This window comes from Campylobacter concisus (assembly GCF_902460575.1).
GTDB classification, from domain to species: Bacteria; Campylobacterota; Campylobacteria; order Campylobacterales; family Campylobacteraceae; genus Campylobacter_A; species Campylobacter_A concisus_AW.
Map to the genome: position 1 here is coordinate 35,835 of NZ_CABPUY010000003.1, position 18,107 is coordinate 53,941.

General features: G+C 40.1%; 9 protein-coding genes, 2 tRNA genes and 1 pseudogene. 10 read left to right on the forward strand and 2 right to left on the reverse strand.

Going from position 1 to position 18,107, the window contains the following annotated elements; translation table 11 throughout:
* The first annotated feature begins 89 nt into the window (after positions 1–89).
* From F3G76_RS06665 to F3G76_RS06685, 5 genes and pseudogenes are all read left to right on the forward strand, one after another.
* Entirely contained in the window at positions 90–1,970 is a 1,881-nt protein-coding gene (locus F3G76_RS06665) for a hypothetical protein (protein ID WP_149706272.1), read from the forward strand.
* A 66-nt stretch (positions 1,971–2,036) separates the two neighbouring features.
* Positions 2,037–7,332: pseudogene (locus F3G76_RS06670) on the forward strand (hypothetical protein).
* A gap of 126 nt (positions 7,333–7,458) precedes the next feature.
* A tRNA-Phe gene (locus F3G76_RS06675) sits at positions 7,459–7,534 on the forward strand.
* A 30-nt stretch (positions 7,535–7,564) separates the two neighbouring features.
* Positions 7,565–7,655, forward strand: a tRNA-Ser gene (locus F3G76_RS06680).
* Positions 7,656–7,802: 147 nt separating this feature from the next.
* Positions 7,803–8,825, forward strand: a complete 1,023-nt coding sequence (locus F3G76_RS06685; RefSeq protein ID WP_188116270.1) for a tyrosine-type recombinase/integrase — start codon at positions 7,803–7,805, stop codon at positions 8,823–8,825.
* A 277-nt stretch (positions 8,826–9,102) separates the two neighbouring features.
* Here the strand turns inward: F3G76_RS06685 and F3G76_RS06690 are convergent, their stop codons facing one another.
* Positions 9,103–11,346: a molybdopterin oxidoreductase family protein gene (locus tag F3G76_RS06690; protein WP_223227439.1), complete on the reverse strand. Its 2,244-nt coding sequence runs from the start codon at positions 11,344–11,346 to the stop codon at positions 9,103–9,105.
* A gap of 258 nt (positions 11,347–11,604) precedes the next feature.
* Positions 11,605–12,423: a tungstate ABC transporter substrate-binding protein TupA gene (gene tupA / locus F3G76_RS06700; RefSeq protein ID WP_103558927.1), complete on the reverse strand. Its 819-nt coding sequence runs from the start codon at positions 12,421–12,423 to the stop codon at positions 11,605–11,607.
* Positions 12,424–12,494: 71 nt separating this feature from the next.
* Here tupA and tupB point away from each other — a divergent pair, with 71 nt between their 5' ends.
* The 5 genes from tupB (at position 12,495) to F3G76_RS06730 (ending at position 18,107) form a co-directional block, all read left to right on the forward strand.
* A complete protein-coding gene (tupB, locus tag F3G76_RS06705; RefSeq protein ID WP_149706274.1) occupies positions 12,495–13,187 on the forward strand; it encodes a tungstate ABC transporter permease TupB in 693 nt (230 codons plus the stop codon).
* A gap of 9 nt (positions 13,188–13,196) precedes the next feature.
* Positions 13,197–14,150 carry a tungstate ABC transporter ATP-binding protein TupC gene (gene tupC, locus F3G76_RS06710; RefSeq protein ID WP_149706275.1) on the forward strand — a complete coding sequence of 318 codons (954 nt, stop codon included), beginning with the start codon at positions 13,197–13,199 and terminating at the stop codon, positions 14,148–14,150.
* A gap of 245 nt (positions 14,151–14,395) precedes the next feature.
* Positions 14,396–15,091 (forward strand): TorD/DmsD family molecular chaperone, encoded by a 696-nt coding sequence (locus F3G76_RS06715; RefSeq protein ID WP_103599520.1) that lies wholly within the window; start codon positions 14,396–14,398, stop codon positions 15,089–15,091.
* A complete protein-coding gene (locus F3G76_RS06720; protein ID WP_002941238.1) occupies positions 15,081–15,254 on the forward strand; it encodes a twin-arginine translocation signal domain-containing protein in 174 nt (57 codons plus the stop codon). Before F3G76_RS06715 ends, F3G76_RS06720 begins: the two co-directional genes overlap by 11 nt.
* A 30-nt stretch (positions 15,255–15,284) precedes the next feature.
* Positions 15,285–18,107 carry a formate dehydrogenase subunit alpha gene (locus tag F3G76_RS06730; protein WP_223227440.1) on the forward strand — a complete coding sequence of 941 codons (2,823 nt, stop codon included), beginning with the start codon at positions 15,285–15,287 and terminating at the stop codon, positions 18,105–18,107.

Genomic DNA, 18,107 nt, shown 5'->3' on the forward strand with positions numbered 1-18,107 from the left:
ATCTTGCTACAATCCTCGCAAAATAAGACCTTAGCTATACATATTTTATAAATTTATCCGATATGGCTTAGAATACAACGAGGAAAGATATGAAAGAAAAAAAGCTGATCATAAAAGACATTCAGGGTGAAATTTACGTCATAAGCCAAGATGGAAGCATAAAAATGCTAAAAGATGGCGATGAAATTTACGCTGGTGAGAAAATTTTTACTAAAAATTTAGACGCCAAGATCACTTTAGAAAATGGCGAGCAGGTAAATTTAAACGCTCATCAAAGCATAAATTTAGATGAAATTTTAAAAATCTCAGCAAAAGAAGCAGATGAGCAGAGCGAGCACTCTAACAGCTTTGGCGCAAGCGAGGGCATATCTCTAAGTGCTGCTAGCTTTGTCACAAGCGGACATAGCGCAAATATCCATCAAATTTACAACCAACACAGATCTTTAGAGTCAAACGTAAGTAGCGCCCAGCCAAGTGAGCTAAAAAGCGTCTCAGGTGCCTCTAGCACGCTGGTAGAAAAAAGCGGCGGCGCTGCAGAACCAAAAGAAGAGCCATTTATAGATACCATAAATGTGTTAAATGTCACAAACAGAGGACTGGACGCAGATATCTGGCTTTATGACTCCGTTAGAAATGGTGGTCGTTTACTTGATTATTATGATATAGAGCATAATAGCAAAAGCATACTAAAAGAGTGGAGTGCAAGCCATCACGTAAGTGCGACAAGTACTTTTAATGACCTATATTACTATAGTGGGCAACAGGCTGATCCTGGATATTTCGACACATCAGATCCAGCTAAAGCTAGCAGACTACGCGACCGTACTCCGACAGCTATGGAGCTCGCTAGGATAGGCAGAGCTTCAAATGCAGACTATGCCAATGATAGACTAAGCGAAAATATGACCAGCCCCTTCAAGCCACACAATTTAAACGGACACTATAAACTATATGAGTCCAAGATAACAGCAGATGGAGTAATGGTCAGCATGGATGGCTGGATATTTATAAAAAATCGTAGTGATATTAACAATTTTTATTATGATGCAAAGCCTGAAAGGCAAAGTATTAAGTTTGAATTTGATGGTAGAGAAATTTCATGGCAGCCATTTGGATCGGCAAGTAAAAATGGCGGCAGAGATGAAGGCAATGCCTCACAAGGCGTAAGCACAAGTAGCCTAAATTTAACAGAAGACTACGGCTTTTATAAAGTACATATAGAAGTATCTGATGATAGATATAGTTATAATTTTACAGCATTCTCTGGCATCAGCCCTACTAATAAAATTATTTCAGATGACCCTAACATAAAACTAGTCAGCAACGCTTATATGGAGGCTCTTGCCCAAAAAGGTCTTGTGACAAAAGAGAGCGATACATTTTATAAGGCAAAAGAAATAAATGGTGTGAAATTTGGCGATAATGCAAGCGATTTTGATGAGCCTTATAAGCTAAAATTTGAAGGCACAAAAGACGTTGGTAGTAATGATGATGACAAATTTATCTTTAACTCACACGATATCGACGCAAAAGGTGGTATAGACACACTACTTTTTACCCAAAATGTGGATCTAACAAAGATAAGTGAGCTAGATAAGCGCCTTGAGAGCTTTGAGCGCATCGAGCTTGATGACAAAAAGGCTGTAAAGCTAACGCTAAATGGGCAAAACATAAGCGACATGATAGACTCCAACCCTACCAAAGGACCTGATGGCTTAGAGAGCCTAAACACCATCCTTAAAATTTCAGGTGATAGCGACGACGTGGTGCAGCTCGTTGGAAATTTCATAAAAGCTACAAGCGCCCAGATAGCCGCCCTAAATGCAAAAAATAGCGTCATCGGAGCTGATGATAACAAGCTCAATGAGGTTGGTGGCGAAGCGGTCAATCAAGTCTATAAAGGCGAAAATAACGCTGGGCAGACATTTTTTGTCGAGATAGATAAAAACGTACATGTCGAGGTGATGTAGTACAAACTATATAAAATTTAAGAGATTTTCCGATATTACATTACACACATTTACAGGGATGAAAAAATGCCAAATTTTGACGCCATAAGGATTGGCGTTATCAAAAAGATCAAGGGTGAAGCCATCGCCATAAGCAGGGACGGCACCATGAGGGTGCTGCACAAAGGCGATGAAATTTACCTTGGTGACGATATAAAAACGAGCGAAAACTCGAACCTTACCATTGTTTTTGATGACGGCGAAAAGGCTTATGTCGGCTTTAGTTCGGTATTTCACACTATAAATGTCTTTGCTGAGCATAAAGGCGAGCTAGTCATCCCAAAAAACGCAAACATCCTTGAAAATCACAAAGAACACGCAAATGATGATGATCAAATCTCCCATCAAGAGCTATCTCCTCACGGCTCATCACCACATAACTTCGCCTCTGCTGGCAGTGGTGGCATCAAATTTGAACTAGGTGGCCACTACTCAAACATCTACGACTTCTACACTGGTTTGCGTACTCTTGAAGCTAGGCATGACGAGGTCAAATGGCCAGTTGGCGAGGCAAAAATCGGCGGGGTCTCTTACGCTGGATTTGGCGCCGAAAACCTAAATTTTACACCACCAGAGCCAAACATCGTGCTAAATTTTAACCTCACAAGCGACACTGGCGAGAAAAAGGGCTTTCTAGGAGGAGCACAGCTAAACTCGCTACCAAAAACTCCTGATGGCAAAAAGATCAATCACAAGCATAGGCGTTGATATCCCAGATGTTGCCAAAAATGGCGACATCATCACGATAAAGACAAATATGAAAGGTGGCGGCAAAACTAGCAACTACAAAATAAATACTGCTACAAACGAGCTAATCCCAGTTGATAGCACCGGCACGCCTACTGGAGCACCTCCTATACCTATCGTAAATGGCGAAGCAGAGATCACTGGGGTTGAAATTTTAAACCATGGCAAAACGACCGTGACAAGCTCATACACCACTGGTGGCAGGACATTTACCGCGCCGCCAACTGCCTATGAGCTAAACGACACGCCAGCCATCTCAAAAGTGACAGCCACGCTTGATCTTGATAAAAATGGCGACGGCGTGATAGATGCGACCGAGCTAGGATATGGCAGCGGCACGCAAACTAGCGGTATGAAATTTATAGTGCCTGACGAGCTTAGCACTGGAGATAAGATCACGTTTAAGCTAAATGAACCGGGCAAACCGCCAGTTGAGAAGAAATTTACGCTAGATAAAGAAAATGGCACAGCCACTGACGAGGACGGCAATACCTATACATTTACTACCGATGAAAATGGCGCAGTTAGCTTTAGCGTGCCAAATATCGCAAACATCACAGCAGGAAGTAGCATAGAAACTGGCGTAGTTGATAAATTTGGCAACGTCTCAGCCACAAGCACTACGCCAAGCAGCAGCGTAAGTGACACCGTCAAAGTGACGCTAACAGCTGATAAAAACGGCGATGGGCTGATAAGTAGCGACGAGATAGGAGATGGCACTTCAAAGGTTGAGATAAATTTACCTCGCACCATAAAACCAAAAGAGAGCGTCACTATAAACATAGGTGGCTCGCCAAAAGAATTTGTCGTAAGCGACGATGGCACAAGCGTCTATGATAAAAATAACCCAAGCGTAGTAGTGCCAATAGTTAATGGTAAATTTGAAGTGCCAGGCGTAAGCGTGCCAGTGACACCTGGCTCAAGTGTATCTATAAACACAGCGGTTAATGACGGGCATGGCACGCCAAAACCAAATGGCACAAGTAGCCAAACCACTCCAAGCGTCGTGGTAGCTCCACCTGTAAAATCAGCCAAGATAAGCTTTGATAGTGACTTGGGCTCTAGCAATAGAACTCCAGATGGCAGGATAGATACATCAGAAAACAGATACAATGACGGCGACCCAACAAAAACTGAGGCCTCTATAAAAATCCCAAGCGTGATAAAAGAAGGCGATAAGATAGCCATCGATGTCACAAATCCAGACGGCAGCAAAACGCACAAAATTTACACATACACTAATGGCAAGATAATCGCTCCTGATCACAATGAAGTGCCACTAAATGATGGTAAATTTAAGATCACAGTGCCAATAGAGCATGGCAAAACCACAAGCATAACGACGACCATGATGGACAAGGCTGGCAACAAAGGCGAGAGCGATACAAATGAGATAAAATTTAGCGACAGCCCGGTGGCGAAATTTGTCAAAGACGCTGACGGAGACGGACTCATAGATGACACCACTGGATCTATAACGACCTCTGATGTAAAGGTCTATCTCCCAAGTAGCGCAGTGCCAAAAGATGAGCTAAAAATAAGCATCCTAAACCCGCTTACCAACAAACAATCAACCGTGAGCTACATCCTAGACGATGATGGCGTGCATATGATAAACAAAAAAGATCCAAGCGATATAAAAGTGATAAGTGACGGCGCTATCACCATAGCAGACGTGACGGTAAGTAGCAAGCGCCCGACCCTAGTCGATGCGACCCTTATAAAAGACGATGGAAGTGCCATATCAGGCACTTCAAGCGGCAGGCTATTTGCCTTTGGTGTGCTTGACTATATAGATGATGTAAAACTTGTTACAAAGATAGATAATGCTGATATCCACTCTGCAAAATACCTAAACGAAGAGAACTACGAGCATATCATCTCAACAAGCCAGTATGAGTCAAATTCTACCCAAAAGATAAACTACAACATCGCTCTTACGAATGACGAACAGCCATACATTAAATTTGGTATAAATAAGCCAGATACCACAAGTGACGGTAAAGGCTACGTGCTAATCGAGATAAAAGACGAAAATGGAGGTCTAAGTGATAGCTTTATAGCCAAGATCGAGAATAACACCGTCATAGCTGACTTTGAAAAGGTTGGCAAAAAGCTAGATAGAACTCACCACATTATAGACGCCACCTACGTGGGGACTGACGGCATGCCTCAAAGAGATGATAACCTAACTATCACAGTCGATCTTGACTCAAAGCCTGACAAGCTAATAGAATCTGACTTTGACAATATAAAAAACGGCTCTGGCAACTACGCTATAAATTTTAGCGGCAAAGGCGAAGCTGCAAACAATCCACACGATGAAAAATCAAAAGATGTAGAGGTCATAGACGCTGAGACATCTGAGAAGACGACACTGACACTTGATAGAAATTTAAGCTACTCTGGAAGCTTTAACGTAGCGCAAAACACTGGCAGCAAAAACTACATAGTAGAAAGACTAGATGATGCGGGAAATTTAGCTGTTCAAACCGTGACTATGGTAGCAAACAAAGGGCTTGATGTTGATATGTGGTTTTTTGACTGCACTAATACAGAATTTTGGTCATATGACCCAGCAGTTACAACTGGTCCAAGAGCGGACAATATCTCACCTGGAGGATATGGATATCACGTAGCAAATCACTATGAGGCATGGACCAAATGGGCAGGTGTAAGTGCTACCACAACTTATAATGAGCTTTCTTTTCAAGGAGGTAAAGACTGGCAGCTAAAATCAACAAGACCGCACGCAGGTGAGCTAAACACAAACGATATGGCAAAAGTAGGACACTCTCCAGATGCAAAGGATACCGATCATACTGGTGCACACTATAACCTAAACAAGACAGGAAACTACGTCCTTGAAGAGGCGGAGCCTGTAGGAACTGATCTGATCATGAAAATGAAAGGTTGGATATATATAAAAGAAGATGGTCAATACAATATAGCAGCAAAACACTTTCAAGATATGATAGATGTAAAAATAGCAGATAAAACTTTTGGAAAGTGGGCGTATTGGTGGGGTGGAGGAAATCCTGGTCTTCACAATGGCACTTATATTTATAATCTAAAAAAAGGATTTTATAGGATAGAGGTTGATTATGTTGATAGGACAGGAGATACATCCTTAGACATAATGATCAAGAAGAGGTCACAAGGTGTTAGCGACTATAAAATCATAGGCTCAGAGGATAGCGGCACGCATCTTTTTAGTGATAGCTATGTAAAAGCCCTACATGATAAAGGATATGTTAGCGATGAAAAAGATGGTATTGAAGCTGGTAAAAAAGGGTATAGAAGCTTAATAAATCAAGAAAAAGATAGTAGTAAGCCGACAAAATATTTTGGCGATGACACGGATGACTTTAACAAAGTAATACATCTCAAACACAATAATGATAACCTTGAAGGTAGCAACCTAAATGATGTCTTTATCTACAATGGTAAGAGCATAGACGCAAAAGGTGGCGTTGATAAGCTGATATTTGTTGAAGATACAAAATTAGAAAAGGTGAGTAATTTAAATGATAATCTAAAAAGCTTCGAACGCCTGCAACTAGGCACAGAAAACCAGGCTGTTTCAATATCATTTAACACAAAAAATGTTCTTGACATAATAGACTCTAGAACAACAAAGATAACAGAGGGCGAATACTCAACCCTAACAACCGTATCTGACACTGAAAGCATAAATACAGTTTTAAAGATACTAGGAGATAGCAACGACATCGTAAAACTAATAAATGATGGCACAAATAAATTTGAATTAGCAACAAACGAAGAGGTCACTTTGCTAAACTGGAAGCACAGCAAAGCCATAGGTGGCAGCTACAACAAAGTAGAAACTGACGGTCACGGACGTGTAAGAGAATTTCAACCAGATCCAGCGCATAACCCAGATGTATGGAAAACATATAAAGATGCAAGCGGCAAGCCGATCATCGACTCCTACGACACTCCAGTAAATCACGTCTATAAGGGCACATACACAGATGGAACTAGCACAAAAACATTTTTCGTTGAGATAGATAAAAATATCAAAATCACTCACGAAGGAGATGATCAAAACAATACATTTACCTATGAAGGCAACAAGATAGACGCAAAAGATGGCGTTGATACGCTCATCTTTACTGAAAATATCGATCTTAGCAGAGTGGCTGACCTAAATGATAAACTAAAGAGCTTTGAAAATTTACAGCTTGGCAGCAAGAGCACTCAGGCGGTCTCGATAGGGCTAGACGCTAAAAGCGTGCTTGATATCATAGACGCACAAGTAACAGATGGTGGTCTAAAAAGCATAAATACCGTGTTAAAGATCAAAGGCGATAATAATGACAAAGTGGCATTAGAGGGCAAAGGAACTATCTTTACACAAGCAACAGACAGCGAAGTGGCAGCACTAAATTTAAAGCATAGCGCTTTAGGCGATACACATAACCAAGTAGCAGTTGATGGTAGCGGTCACGCTGTAAATCAAGTCTATAAAGGCGTATATGGCAGCGGAGCTGGCGCACAAACATTTTTTATCGAGATAGATAAAGATGTAAGTGTAGTAAATTTGGTGCATTAAATTTAACTTTGTCGGGCTAAAATTTATAGTTTTATATTTAAAGTTTTTAAAAACAAAAGCTTCTTGTAGATTTTTAAACTTAGTTTAAATATTTAAAATGTATAATCCAATTTCTTTTATCAAGGTGGTTGGATAGCTCAGTCGGTAGAGCAGCAGACTGAAAATCTGCGTGTCGGCAGTTCGATTCTGCCTCTAACCACCATTTCTTTTTAATAAAATTTTTCTTGAACGTGGACAGATGGGTGAGCGGCTGAAACCACACCCCTGCTAAGGGTGCAGCTCTTAATCGGGGCTCGAGGGTTCAAATCCCTCTCTGTCCGCCACCAACACAATATTTTTTTTCCAAACTTCCCTAAATTTCGATGTTTTAACTGCATTTATTAGCAGATATTTTTGTCTTAAATTTCAGACAAATCAGCTTTGTTACAGAAAATTTGCACTTTTGTTACAGAAACTATTTGGATCATTCTATGAGCTCTAGATTGATCACCAAGGTTCCCAACAGACCAAATTTTTACTTTTTTGATACCGCTCTTAAAGATAGCAAAAAGCTAACTGTTAAATTTTGCCTTTTCACAAAAGATCTAGATGAGGCGGTAAAACTGGCAAATTCTATAAAAGCCGCAGCCAACGAAGCTCTTGCTAAAAAGATAACCACAACACATACAAACTCTAAAAGCCTAAGAGCCTTGATAAACATTAAAAGACTAAATGAGCGGTGCATTAAACAAAATGGCATATTTTTAGATGTTAGCGAATATAAAGAGCTCTCACAAGAGGTGATAGCTAAATTTTATAATCTAGTGGCTCCAGAAGAAAAGCTTGAAAAAGAGCTCAAAACATTATTGGATGCATCTTTAAATCCAAAAGAAACCTCGCCGCTATCTTTTGAAGCAGTAGCTAAAAGATATGCGCAAACAGAGTGTTTAAAGCTAAAATCTAGTGATAAGACCAAGGGCTATTATATTAAGACTGGCAAGCTCCTTGATGAGTTTTTTAAAGATCATCAAGGTAAAGAGTTTATCTACAGCGATGCTGAAAATTTTCAAACAACTCTAGCTAGCAAAAAGCTTAATAAAAAGACCATCAACAACTACACATCTTACTCAAAGAGGCTCTTTGACTATGCCATAAAGATGGGCAAGCTCACGACCAATCCTTTTAAAATGCTTACATCTTTTAAAATTTCAGCCGACGAGAAGTCACCAAAAGATAACTTTAGTCTAGATGAATTAAAAATAGTTTTTGCTACAAAAAGGCTTGATCTACGAAACTATATGATGTTTGCTCTTCATACTGGGCTAAGACTTAATGAAATTTGGCAACTTGATAGTAAAAGCGTAGGCGAAGAAGATGGCATAAAATTTATAAATGTTAAGACTGCCAAGCAAAAAGGAGGCGTTAGCAAATATAGGCAAATTACGATACATAAAAATATTGAGTATTTGGGTGACAATTCAAAAACAGCCAAAAATTTTGCCTTAGTCAGCTAAAAGAAAAATAATACCTAAACTCTCACGCCAATTAGTGATCACAGAATTTAAAAGTTAAAGCCAACAACGCTTTTAGCCGACGCATACAAGCTTTAAAAGTCTAAGAGCCTTGATAGATGTGAAAGAAAAAATAGAGATAGCACTTCATAGCAATTTTATAAAAACAACCCATTCTTACTATGAGATTTCATCTAAAACAATAGAAAAATTTAATTAATAAAAGTTGATTTGCTATGAAAATTTGAATTAAAAATTCAAGGGCATTGCGCCCTTGAAATTATGATCTAACAGGTGAAAGATAAGGTTTTTCAGAGTGCATAGACATCTCGTTTTGTTGTCTAAATGCTATATACTCTTCTTCGCTTAATTTTTTTATGTTAGCTATAGTGATCTTAAGAGGTGTGATACCTGAGAGTGGGTCGTGGTCTTGTGCGTTTGCAAGCTCGTTACCGTCAGCCTCACTATAGTGGAAAGTCGTAAATATCGTGCTTTCTCTAAGGTCAGGATTTACGCGAAGTTTAGCTGCGATCCTACCACGTTTATTCTCTACCATTGCGTAGCAGCCATCTTCTAGCTCTCTTTCTCTTGCGATATCAGGGCTTACTTCGATTAGCGGACCTTCGATACCAGCACCATACTCTAGCGGTGGGCACTCTCTTGTCATCGTACCAGTGTGGTAGTGATAAACTTTTCTACCTGTTGTAAATAAGCAAGGATAGACCTCATCAGGTACTTCGCTCATCGCACCTGAGCCTACTGGATAGCCATCAGGTATATGCATTTTGGCTTTAAATTCAGCCTCCATGCTCGCACGCTTATCTTTATCGTCAGCGTAAAGTACTGGAGCTAGGCGGAATTTACCATCAGGTAGCATTGATTTGTGATCGGTATAAAGATCAGGTGTACCTGGGTGATCTTCATCAGGGCATGGCCAGCTGATGCCACCTAGTTTTTCAAGTCTATAGTAGCTGATACCACCAAAGAATTTAGGCATTAGTTTTCTAAGCTCGTCCCAAACCTCTTCTGCACTTAAGAAGTCAAATCCCTCAAGTCCCATAGCCTTTGCGATGTTGCAAACTACTTTCCAGTCAGGCTCTACGCCAGCTACTGGTTCGCTTGCTTTTCTAGTCCTTTGAACGCGGCGAGATGTGTTGATAAATGTTCCATCTTTCTCTCCCCAACCAGCTGCTGGTAAGACGACATCGGCCTTTTGAGCACTTTCAGTAAAGAATAGATCTTGCACGATAAAGCAATCTAAGTGGTGTGTAGCATGCACAAAGTGCTCTGTCCAAGGGTCACTCATAACAGGGTTTTCGCCATAAACGTAAAGCACTTTTAGCTCGCCGCTATCCATCTTATCAGGTGCGTATGTTAGTTTAAAGCCAGGCACTGGATTAAGCTCGAAGTGCCAAACTTTGCGAGCTTGCTCTTGTGCGTAAGCGCTATTTACTGCACCTGCTGGGATGACGTTAGGTAGTGCGCCCATATCGCATGAGCCTTGAACATTGTTTTGTCCACGAAGTGGATTTACTCCAGCGCCTTTTTTACCTAAATTTCCTGTTAATATCGCTAAATTTGAAAGCGAGAATACATTTGATGTGCCGTCGCTAAACTGAGTGATACCCATAGTGTAGCAAATGGCAGCACTGCCAGCTTTTGCATACATCCTAGCAGCCTCAGTTATAAGCTCTTTTTTGACACCAGTCTCACGCTCAAATCTCTCAGGAGTGAAGTCTTTTACGGCTTCTTTTAGATACTCAAAACCCTCTGCATATTTTTCGATAAATTCTGTATCTTGTAAATTTTCAGAGATGATGACGTTCATCATTGTGTTTAGTGTTTTGATGTTTGAGCCAACTGGAATTTGCAAGAATATATCGGCTTTTTTAGCCATATCGGTGCGTTTTGGATCCACAACGATCATTTTTGCACCACGCTCTAAACCTCTTTGCATCTGCATAGCGATGATAGGGTGGCATTCGCTTGTGTTTGTGCCTATTAGTAAAAATACATCTGTATCAGTCGCAAATTCAACAAGATCATTTGTCATCGTTCCGTTTCCAAGGGTGCTGGCAAGACCTGCCACTGTTGGAGCGTGTCAAAGACGAGCGCAGTGATCTACGTTGTTACTTCCTAAAGCACGAAAGAATTTTTGAAATACATAGTTGTCTTCGTTGTTTGAACGAGCCGAACTAAAGCCCATGATAGAGCTTGGACCATATTTTTCAACGCTATTTTTAAAAGTCTTTCCTAAAAATTCATAAACCTCTTCAAAGCTAACCTCTTCAAGTTTGCCCTCTTTGTTAAACTCTCCGTTTAGTTTTCTCATCATTGGTTTAGTTAAACGTTTTGGAGAATTTACAAATTCCCAACCAAACATACCTTTTAAGCACAACTCGCCATCATTTACATGGTGGTTCTCAGTCGGCTTTGCATCGACTATCCTACCGTTTTCTACGATAAGGTCTATGCCGCAACCAGTTCCACAATACGGACAGGTTGTTTGAACAATCTTTTGCATAGATTTCCTTTCAAGTAATATTTCTAATAGTTCGGTTATTATATACCTTATAAAATAAAAGTAGTTTTAAAATTAATTATTTTATTTAAAAAAATTTTAAGTAATATGCAAAATTTGCATATTACTTTGACGCTGAATTTACGGAGCTTTTTACCATTTTTTGTCTTATTTTAAATTTGGTTTTTAGCTTAAGTGATTAAAAATAAATTTAAAGATTATGAAAATTTATAAAAAATGGGCGATTGCTCGCCCTTTGAATTAGTTCTTGCGTGTGTTTGCGTCTGGAGTGAAAAGTGGCTTATCAAGAAGTTTAAAGTCACCTATAAATTTCTGACCCTCTTCGCTTGTCGCCCATTTTATAAATTTCTCTGCATTTTCGATGTCAGTTTTAGGGCAGTGTTTTGGATTTACTGCGATTAGAGAGTAGAAATTTTTAAGGTCGTTGTCGCCCTCGTTGATGATGACCATCTCAGGATGACCTTTTTGGTTTGCTTCATATTTAATGTAAGTACCGCGGTCAGTAAATGTAACACCTTTTTGCTCAGCAGCAGCATTTATCGTAGCTAGCATGCCTTGACCTGTTTGCATATACCAGCTATCTTTTTCAGGGACTTCGCCAGCGATCTTTTTCCAGATGCCTTTTTCTTTATTATCTGTGCCTGATTTGTCGCCACGTGAGAAGAATTTGATACCATCTTTTTTGATAAGCTCAAAACTTTGTTTGATATCTTTACCTTTAAATTTATCAGCGATAGATTTATCAGCGATAACGACGAAATCATTGTACATTACGGCATTTCTTTTTAAGCCAAAACCTTTTTCTACAAATTCTTTCTCAACTTTTGGTGAGTGAACGAAAAGTACGTCAGCGTTGCAGTCTTCGCCAAGCTTTAGAGCTGCGCCTGTACCAACAGCTGTCCATTTTATATCAACACCTGTTTTTGCCTTATAAACTGGGTAGATCGCGTCAAGCAAGCCAGTGTTATCTGTACTTGTTGTAGTCGCCATGATTAGTTCATTGTCAGCGCCAAACGCCAAAACTGCGGCTGCTAGTGAGCCTAAAATAATCTTTTTCATTTTTCTCCTTTTTAGAAAATGTGGTATTATAGCATATTAAAATAATATGAATAAAAAATTAGGAATAATATTTGGATTTTTTACTTCACGGCTTTGCAGAAGCCTTTAATCTACTTTTAAACGGCAATCTTGAAACATATTCAGCCATCAAGGCTACCCTTTACACATCAAGCGTGTCGATACTTTTTGCTGTTATTGTAGGCTTTCCGCTTGGTTTTATACTTGGCTTTTATGACTTTAAAGGTCGCAAAATTTTACGCCTTCTAAGTGACACGGCTCTAGCCATGCCAACGGTTGCCATTGGTCTTATTTTATACGCATTCATCACGAGAAATGGCCCGCTTGGTAGCTTAAATTTACTCTTTACGCTAAAAGCGGTCATGTTAGGCCAGTTTGTGCTTGCCCTTCCTATCATCATCTCGCTTACTGCAAGCGTGGTTGAAAATATGGAGAAAAAGCACTATCTAACTATCCTAAATTTACGCCTATCAGCCCCAAAGCTAGTTTTTTGCGTGCTTTATGAGCTACGCTACGCTCTCATGGTAGTTATCGCCACTGCTTACGGCAGGATCGTGGCTGAAGTGGGCGTTGCGATGATGATAGGCGGCAACATCAAGTACTTTACCCGCACGATCACCACAGCCGTTTCGCTAGAGACAAACAAGGGTGAATTTGCCATGGGTATAGCGCTCGCGATGGTTTTGATATTTATCGCATTTTTAGTAAATTTAGCGATCTTTGCGCTAAGAAAACTCGACAAATAGGAGCAAATTTTGATAAAGATAAGAAATTTACACCTAAACTACGGCAAAAGCGAGATCCTAAATATCCCAAGCCTTGATATAAATACTAAAAAGATAACCGCTCTAATGGGCAGCAACGGCAGCGGCAAAAGCACGCTAATACGAGTGCTCTCACGCTTGCAAAGCCCAAATAGTGGGGAAATTTCACTTTGGGGTGAAAATAAACCAAGCCTTGAAATGCTGCGTAAAATTTGCGTTTTGCTGCCTGAGCCTGCCCTTTTAAAAAGAAGTGTGAGAGAAAATTTCAAAGCCATATTAAAAAGTAGAAATTTACTAAGCGAATTTGATGAGCGAACTAGCGAAGCACTCGCTCTTGTAGGACTTGATGAGAAATTTTTAGATAAGCGCCACTTTGAGCTAAGCTCAGGGCAGACGCAGCGCATCGCATTTGCACTTGCGCTTTCTTTAAGAGTGCCATTTTATCTGCTTGATGAGCCGACAAATAGCGTTGATATCGGCACTTCAAAGCTCTTTAGCAAGGCTATAAATTTGATGCACGAGAAATATGGCTGCGGCTTTGTCATCGCAAGTCACGACGAGAAGTGGCTTAGTATGCTAGCAAACGAGTGCGTGTTTTTGCACAAAGGCAGAGTCTGCGAGTTTGAATACAAAAATATCTTTGAGATAGAAGGTGGCGTGCTAAGCTTTGGCGATGATTCGAAGCTAAATTTACCTTCAAATTTTAAAGGTAAAAGCAAGATCACGATCAACCCAAGCAAGATAAAAATTTCTAAAACAGGTGGGGAGGGTCAAATTTCAGGGGTTTTGCACTCAGCCTCGCTTTATATGGGCGATGAAAAGCTTTTGAAGGTCAAAGTTGGCGACTTTTTGATCAAAATTTTTAGCCACGATGATGAAATTACAAAGATCGGCGAGAGAGTATTTTTAGAATTTGAAGATGGCTCGATGCTAGCTTTGGAGTAAAATTTGCTCCCACTCTTTAAATTTAGTCCAAAAATAAAAATGGATATCAAAAAACAGCTAAATTTTAATAATCCTGCTAAAAAATCATATCTTATATAACTCCCTAAAAATGGCGTTTTTAAATATGCAATTAAGGCATATTTAAGCTTTTTTTAACTTTTCTAATTTATTTTATTTTAAGCCACATTAATAAGGCAATTAATTGTATAGTTTCAGTGTCGTTAAAAAACTATTTAAGGAAAAAGGTGAGCACAAAAGAGGAATTTGCAGCTGGCAGAAAACTTTACTACGCTACTTTCTCTAAATTTTTCGTATTTAGTGAAGATGAAAAGAGATTTGATGGCCTTAGTAAAATGCTTGATCTCATAGAAGAATACAGCCTAAATGATAAAGTATCGCATGCTGTTGCAAATATAAAAAGTAAATTTGATGAAAAAAATCCAGAGAATTTGATCACCGAATTTGATGACATTTTTCACACTCCGCCAAGTCCGCTTCGAAACTCGCTCTCTTTTTACGATGAGGGTTATGAGGTGGGGCATGCTTGCGCTGATGTGCGTAAAATTTTGGCTAAGACAAACATCAGAAGAGATGAGAGTAAATTTAAAGAGAATGAAGATAACGTGGGCTTTGTCTTTACGCTTATGAACGAGTTTATCGGTAAATTTGACGAGTGCGAAGAGGAGCTTTTTAAAAATATTATAAATCCAAACATTGATGAGTTTATAGAAAATTTATACGAGCATAAAAATAGTGAAATTTACAAGGATGTGGCCGTTTTGCTAAACGAATTTATCGCGTTTGAGCGCGTGGCACTAAACTCACCAAAACCAGTCAAGATAGACCACAAAAAGAGCGATGGTCTTTCAAGATCTGAAAGCATAAGAAGAGAAAAAAATAGGATAAGAAAACTAAGAACGGAGGGTACATATGCAAAATAGACGCGAATTTCTAAAAAAAGTCGGTCTAGTTGGCGCTGTGGCAGCAAGTGGTGCGGTAGCAGCAAATGCTAATGAAAATTTAAAATCAGGAAAGAGTAAAAAGACCGAGGTGCTTTATAAAAGAAGCAAAAACTGGGAACTTTACTACAAACAAGCAAAATAAAATTTGATAGAAATTTAAGAAAGGATGAAAATGTCTGAAGCTAGATTAAACGCTACGCCAAACAACATCGGTCGTAGATCGTTTTTAAAAATGGCTGCATTAGCAAGTACTTGTGGAGCGGCCGGCTTTGCAGCAAGCAATGTCACAAGAGAAGCAACAGCTCAAGAGATGGCAAACCCATTTCCAGACTCAAAAATAGTAAAAACTGTCTGCACAGTTTGCTCTGTAGGATGCGGAGTGCTAGCAGAGGTAGAAAATGGTGTATGGGTACGTCAAGAAGTAGCACAAGATCACCCAGTAAGTGCTGGTGGTCACTGCTGTAAAGGAGCAGACGTTATCGATATGGTGCGCTCACACTGCCGTGTAAAATACCCGATGAAAAAAGTTGGTGGCAAGTGGCAACGCATCTCTATGACGCAAGCACTTGACGAGATCGGTGCAAAACTAAAAGCTTACCGCGAGAAAAATCCAGAGCAAGTAATGTTTTTAGGATCAGCAAAAGACTGCAACGAGCAAAGCTACTATATAAGCAAATTCGTTGCGATGTTTGGGACAAACAACCTAGATCACCAAGCACGTCTTTGACACAGCTCTACAGTCGCCGGTGTGGCGAATACTTGGGGTTATGGAGCTATGACAAATCACCTTGGAGATATCCAAAACGCGAAGTCTATTTTTATAATCGGATCAAACCCAGCGGTAAATCACCCAGTTGGCTTTAGACACTTTTTAAAAGCAAAAGAAAAGGGCGCTAAGCTAATAGTAATCGATCCAAGATATACAAGAACAGCTGCAAAGGCTGATTATTTCGCACAAATTCGCCCAGGAACGGATATACCTTTTGTATATGGCATGATGAATCTCATCTTTGAAAATGGCTGGGAGGATAAGAAATTTATTGATGACCGTGTTTATGGTATGGATCTGATTCGTGAAGAGGCTGCAAAATGGACACCAGAAGTCGTTGAAGATGTGACTGGAGTGCCAGCTGCAACTCTTAAAGAGATCACAGAAGTCTATGCTAAAAACCGCCCTGGCTCAGTCGTTTGGGCGATGGGTCTAACTCAGCACACAATAGGTAGCTCAAACACTCGTATAGCTCCGATCTTGCAACTAGTGCTTGGCAACATGGGCGTAAGTGGTGGCGGATGTAACATCCTAAGAGGCCACGATAACGTTCAAGGTGCAACTGATATGGCAAATTTACCAGACAACCTACCTGGTTATTACCCTAAAAATGAAGGAAGCTGGAAATATTTTGCAAAAATGTGGAAGGTTGATTTCGAGTGGCTGCAAAAGAATTTTATCAAGCCTGAGTGGATGTTTAAGCCAGGATTTTCACTTGCACGCTGGTGGGCTGGTACGCTAAATGGTAAAGATGGTAATGATGCGATCGATAATGCAGGAGATAGCCTAAAAGCTCTTGTAGTTATAGGAAATGGTATCACATCTACTGCACAACAAGCAAAGGTTCAAGAGGGTCTTGATGCGCTTGAGTTACTTGTTTGTGTAGATCCGTTTGTAAATGACGCTGCCGTTATAACAAATAAAAAAGATAATGTATATATCATACCTGCTTCAACTCAGTATGAAACTAGCGGCACAGTCGTAGCTACAAACAGAAGTGGTCAATGGAGAAGCCAAGTATGCAAACCACTTTATGAGAGCATACCTGATCATGAATTGTTATTTGAACTAGCTAAACGTATAGGCTTCTATGACGAGCTAACTCGCACTATAAGGGATGCTGACGGCAAGATAGAATGGCCAGAAGCTGCTACTCACGAGATAGCAAATATTATAAAAACTATCGGTATGACTGGCTGGACACCTGAGCGCTTGAAACGCCACCAAGAGAACTGGGATAAATTCGATGAAGTAACATCTCTTGGCAAGCCTGGCACTCCTGTTGAGGGCGAATACTACGGACTCCCATGGCCATGCTGGACAGAAAATCACCCAGGTAGCCCAATACTTTATGATACACATAAATCAGTTCGCGAAGGCGGAATGGGCTTTAGAAACCGCTTTGGTTTAGAGCACAACGGTGTTAGTCAGCTAGCAGCTGAAGGCTCAGCGCCAGTTGGTTCATCTATAAATGGCGGATATCCTGAGATCAAAAAAGACAATATCGAGAAAATTTTAGGCATCACACTAACTGATGATGAAAAAGCAAGGATCGGAGCCAGCTGGTCAACTGATGATAGTAATATCATAGCAACAAAATGCTTGGAGAAAAACATCGCTCCGTATGGCAATGCACGTGCTAGAACTATCGTTTGGACATTTGCTGATCAGATCCCTAAGCATAGAGAGCCGATCCACTCACCAAGACCAGATCTAGCCAAGAAGTATCCAAGCTTTAAAGATAAAGCAAAACAATACCGCGTTGATACTAAATTTGAAAGCTTGCAACAAAGTAAGGACTTCTCAAAAGAATTCCCTATCAACCTTATTACAGCTCGTCTTGTAAATTTCAGTGGTGCTGGTATGGAGACGCGTGCTAGTAAGTATCTATCACGCATTACGCCTGAGATGTTTGCCGACATCCACCCAGAGCTAGCGGCTAAACATGGTATTAAAAATTGGGATTTTGTTTGGGTTCATTCACCTGAGGGCACTAAGATCAAGGTTCGTGCAAGGATCGTGCCATCAGTCAAGCCTGATATGATCTTCTTGCCATTCCACTGGGCTGGATATATGCAAGGTGTTGATATGACTGGAAATTTCCCAGAAGGAACTTTGCCATTTGCGGTTGGCGAGAGTGCAAATACCGTAACAAACTATGGATATGATATCAACACTCAAATTCCAGAAACAAAAGGCGGTCTTTGCCGCATAGAAAGGGCATAA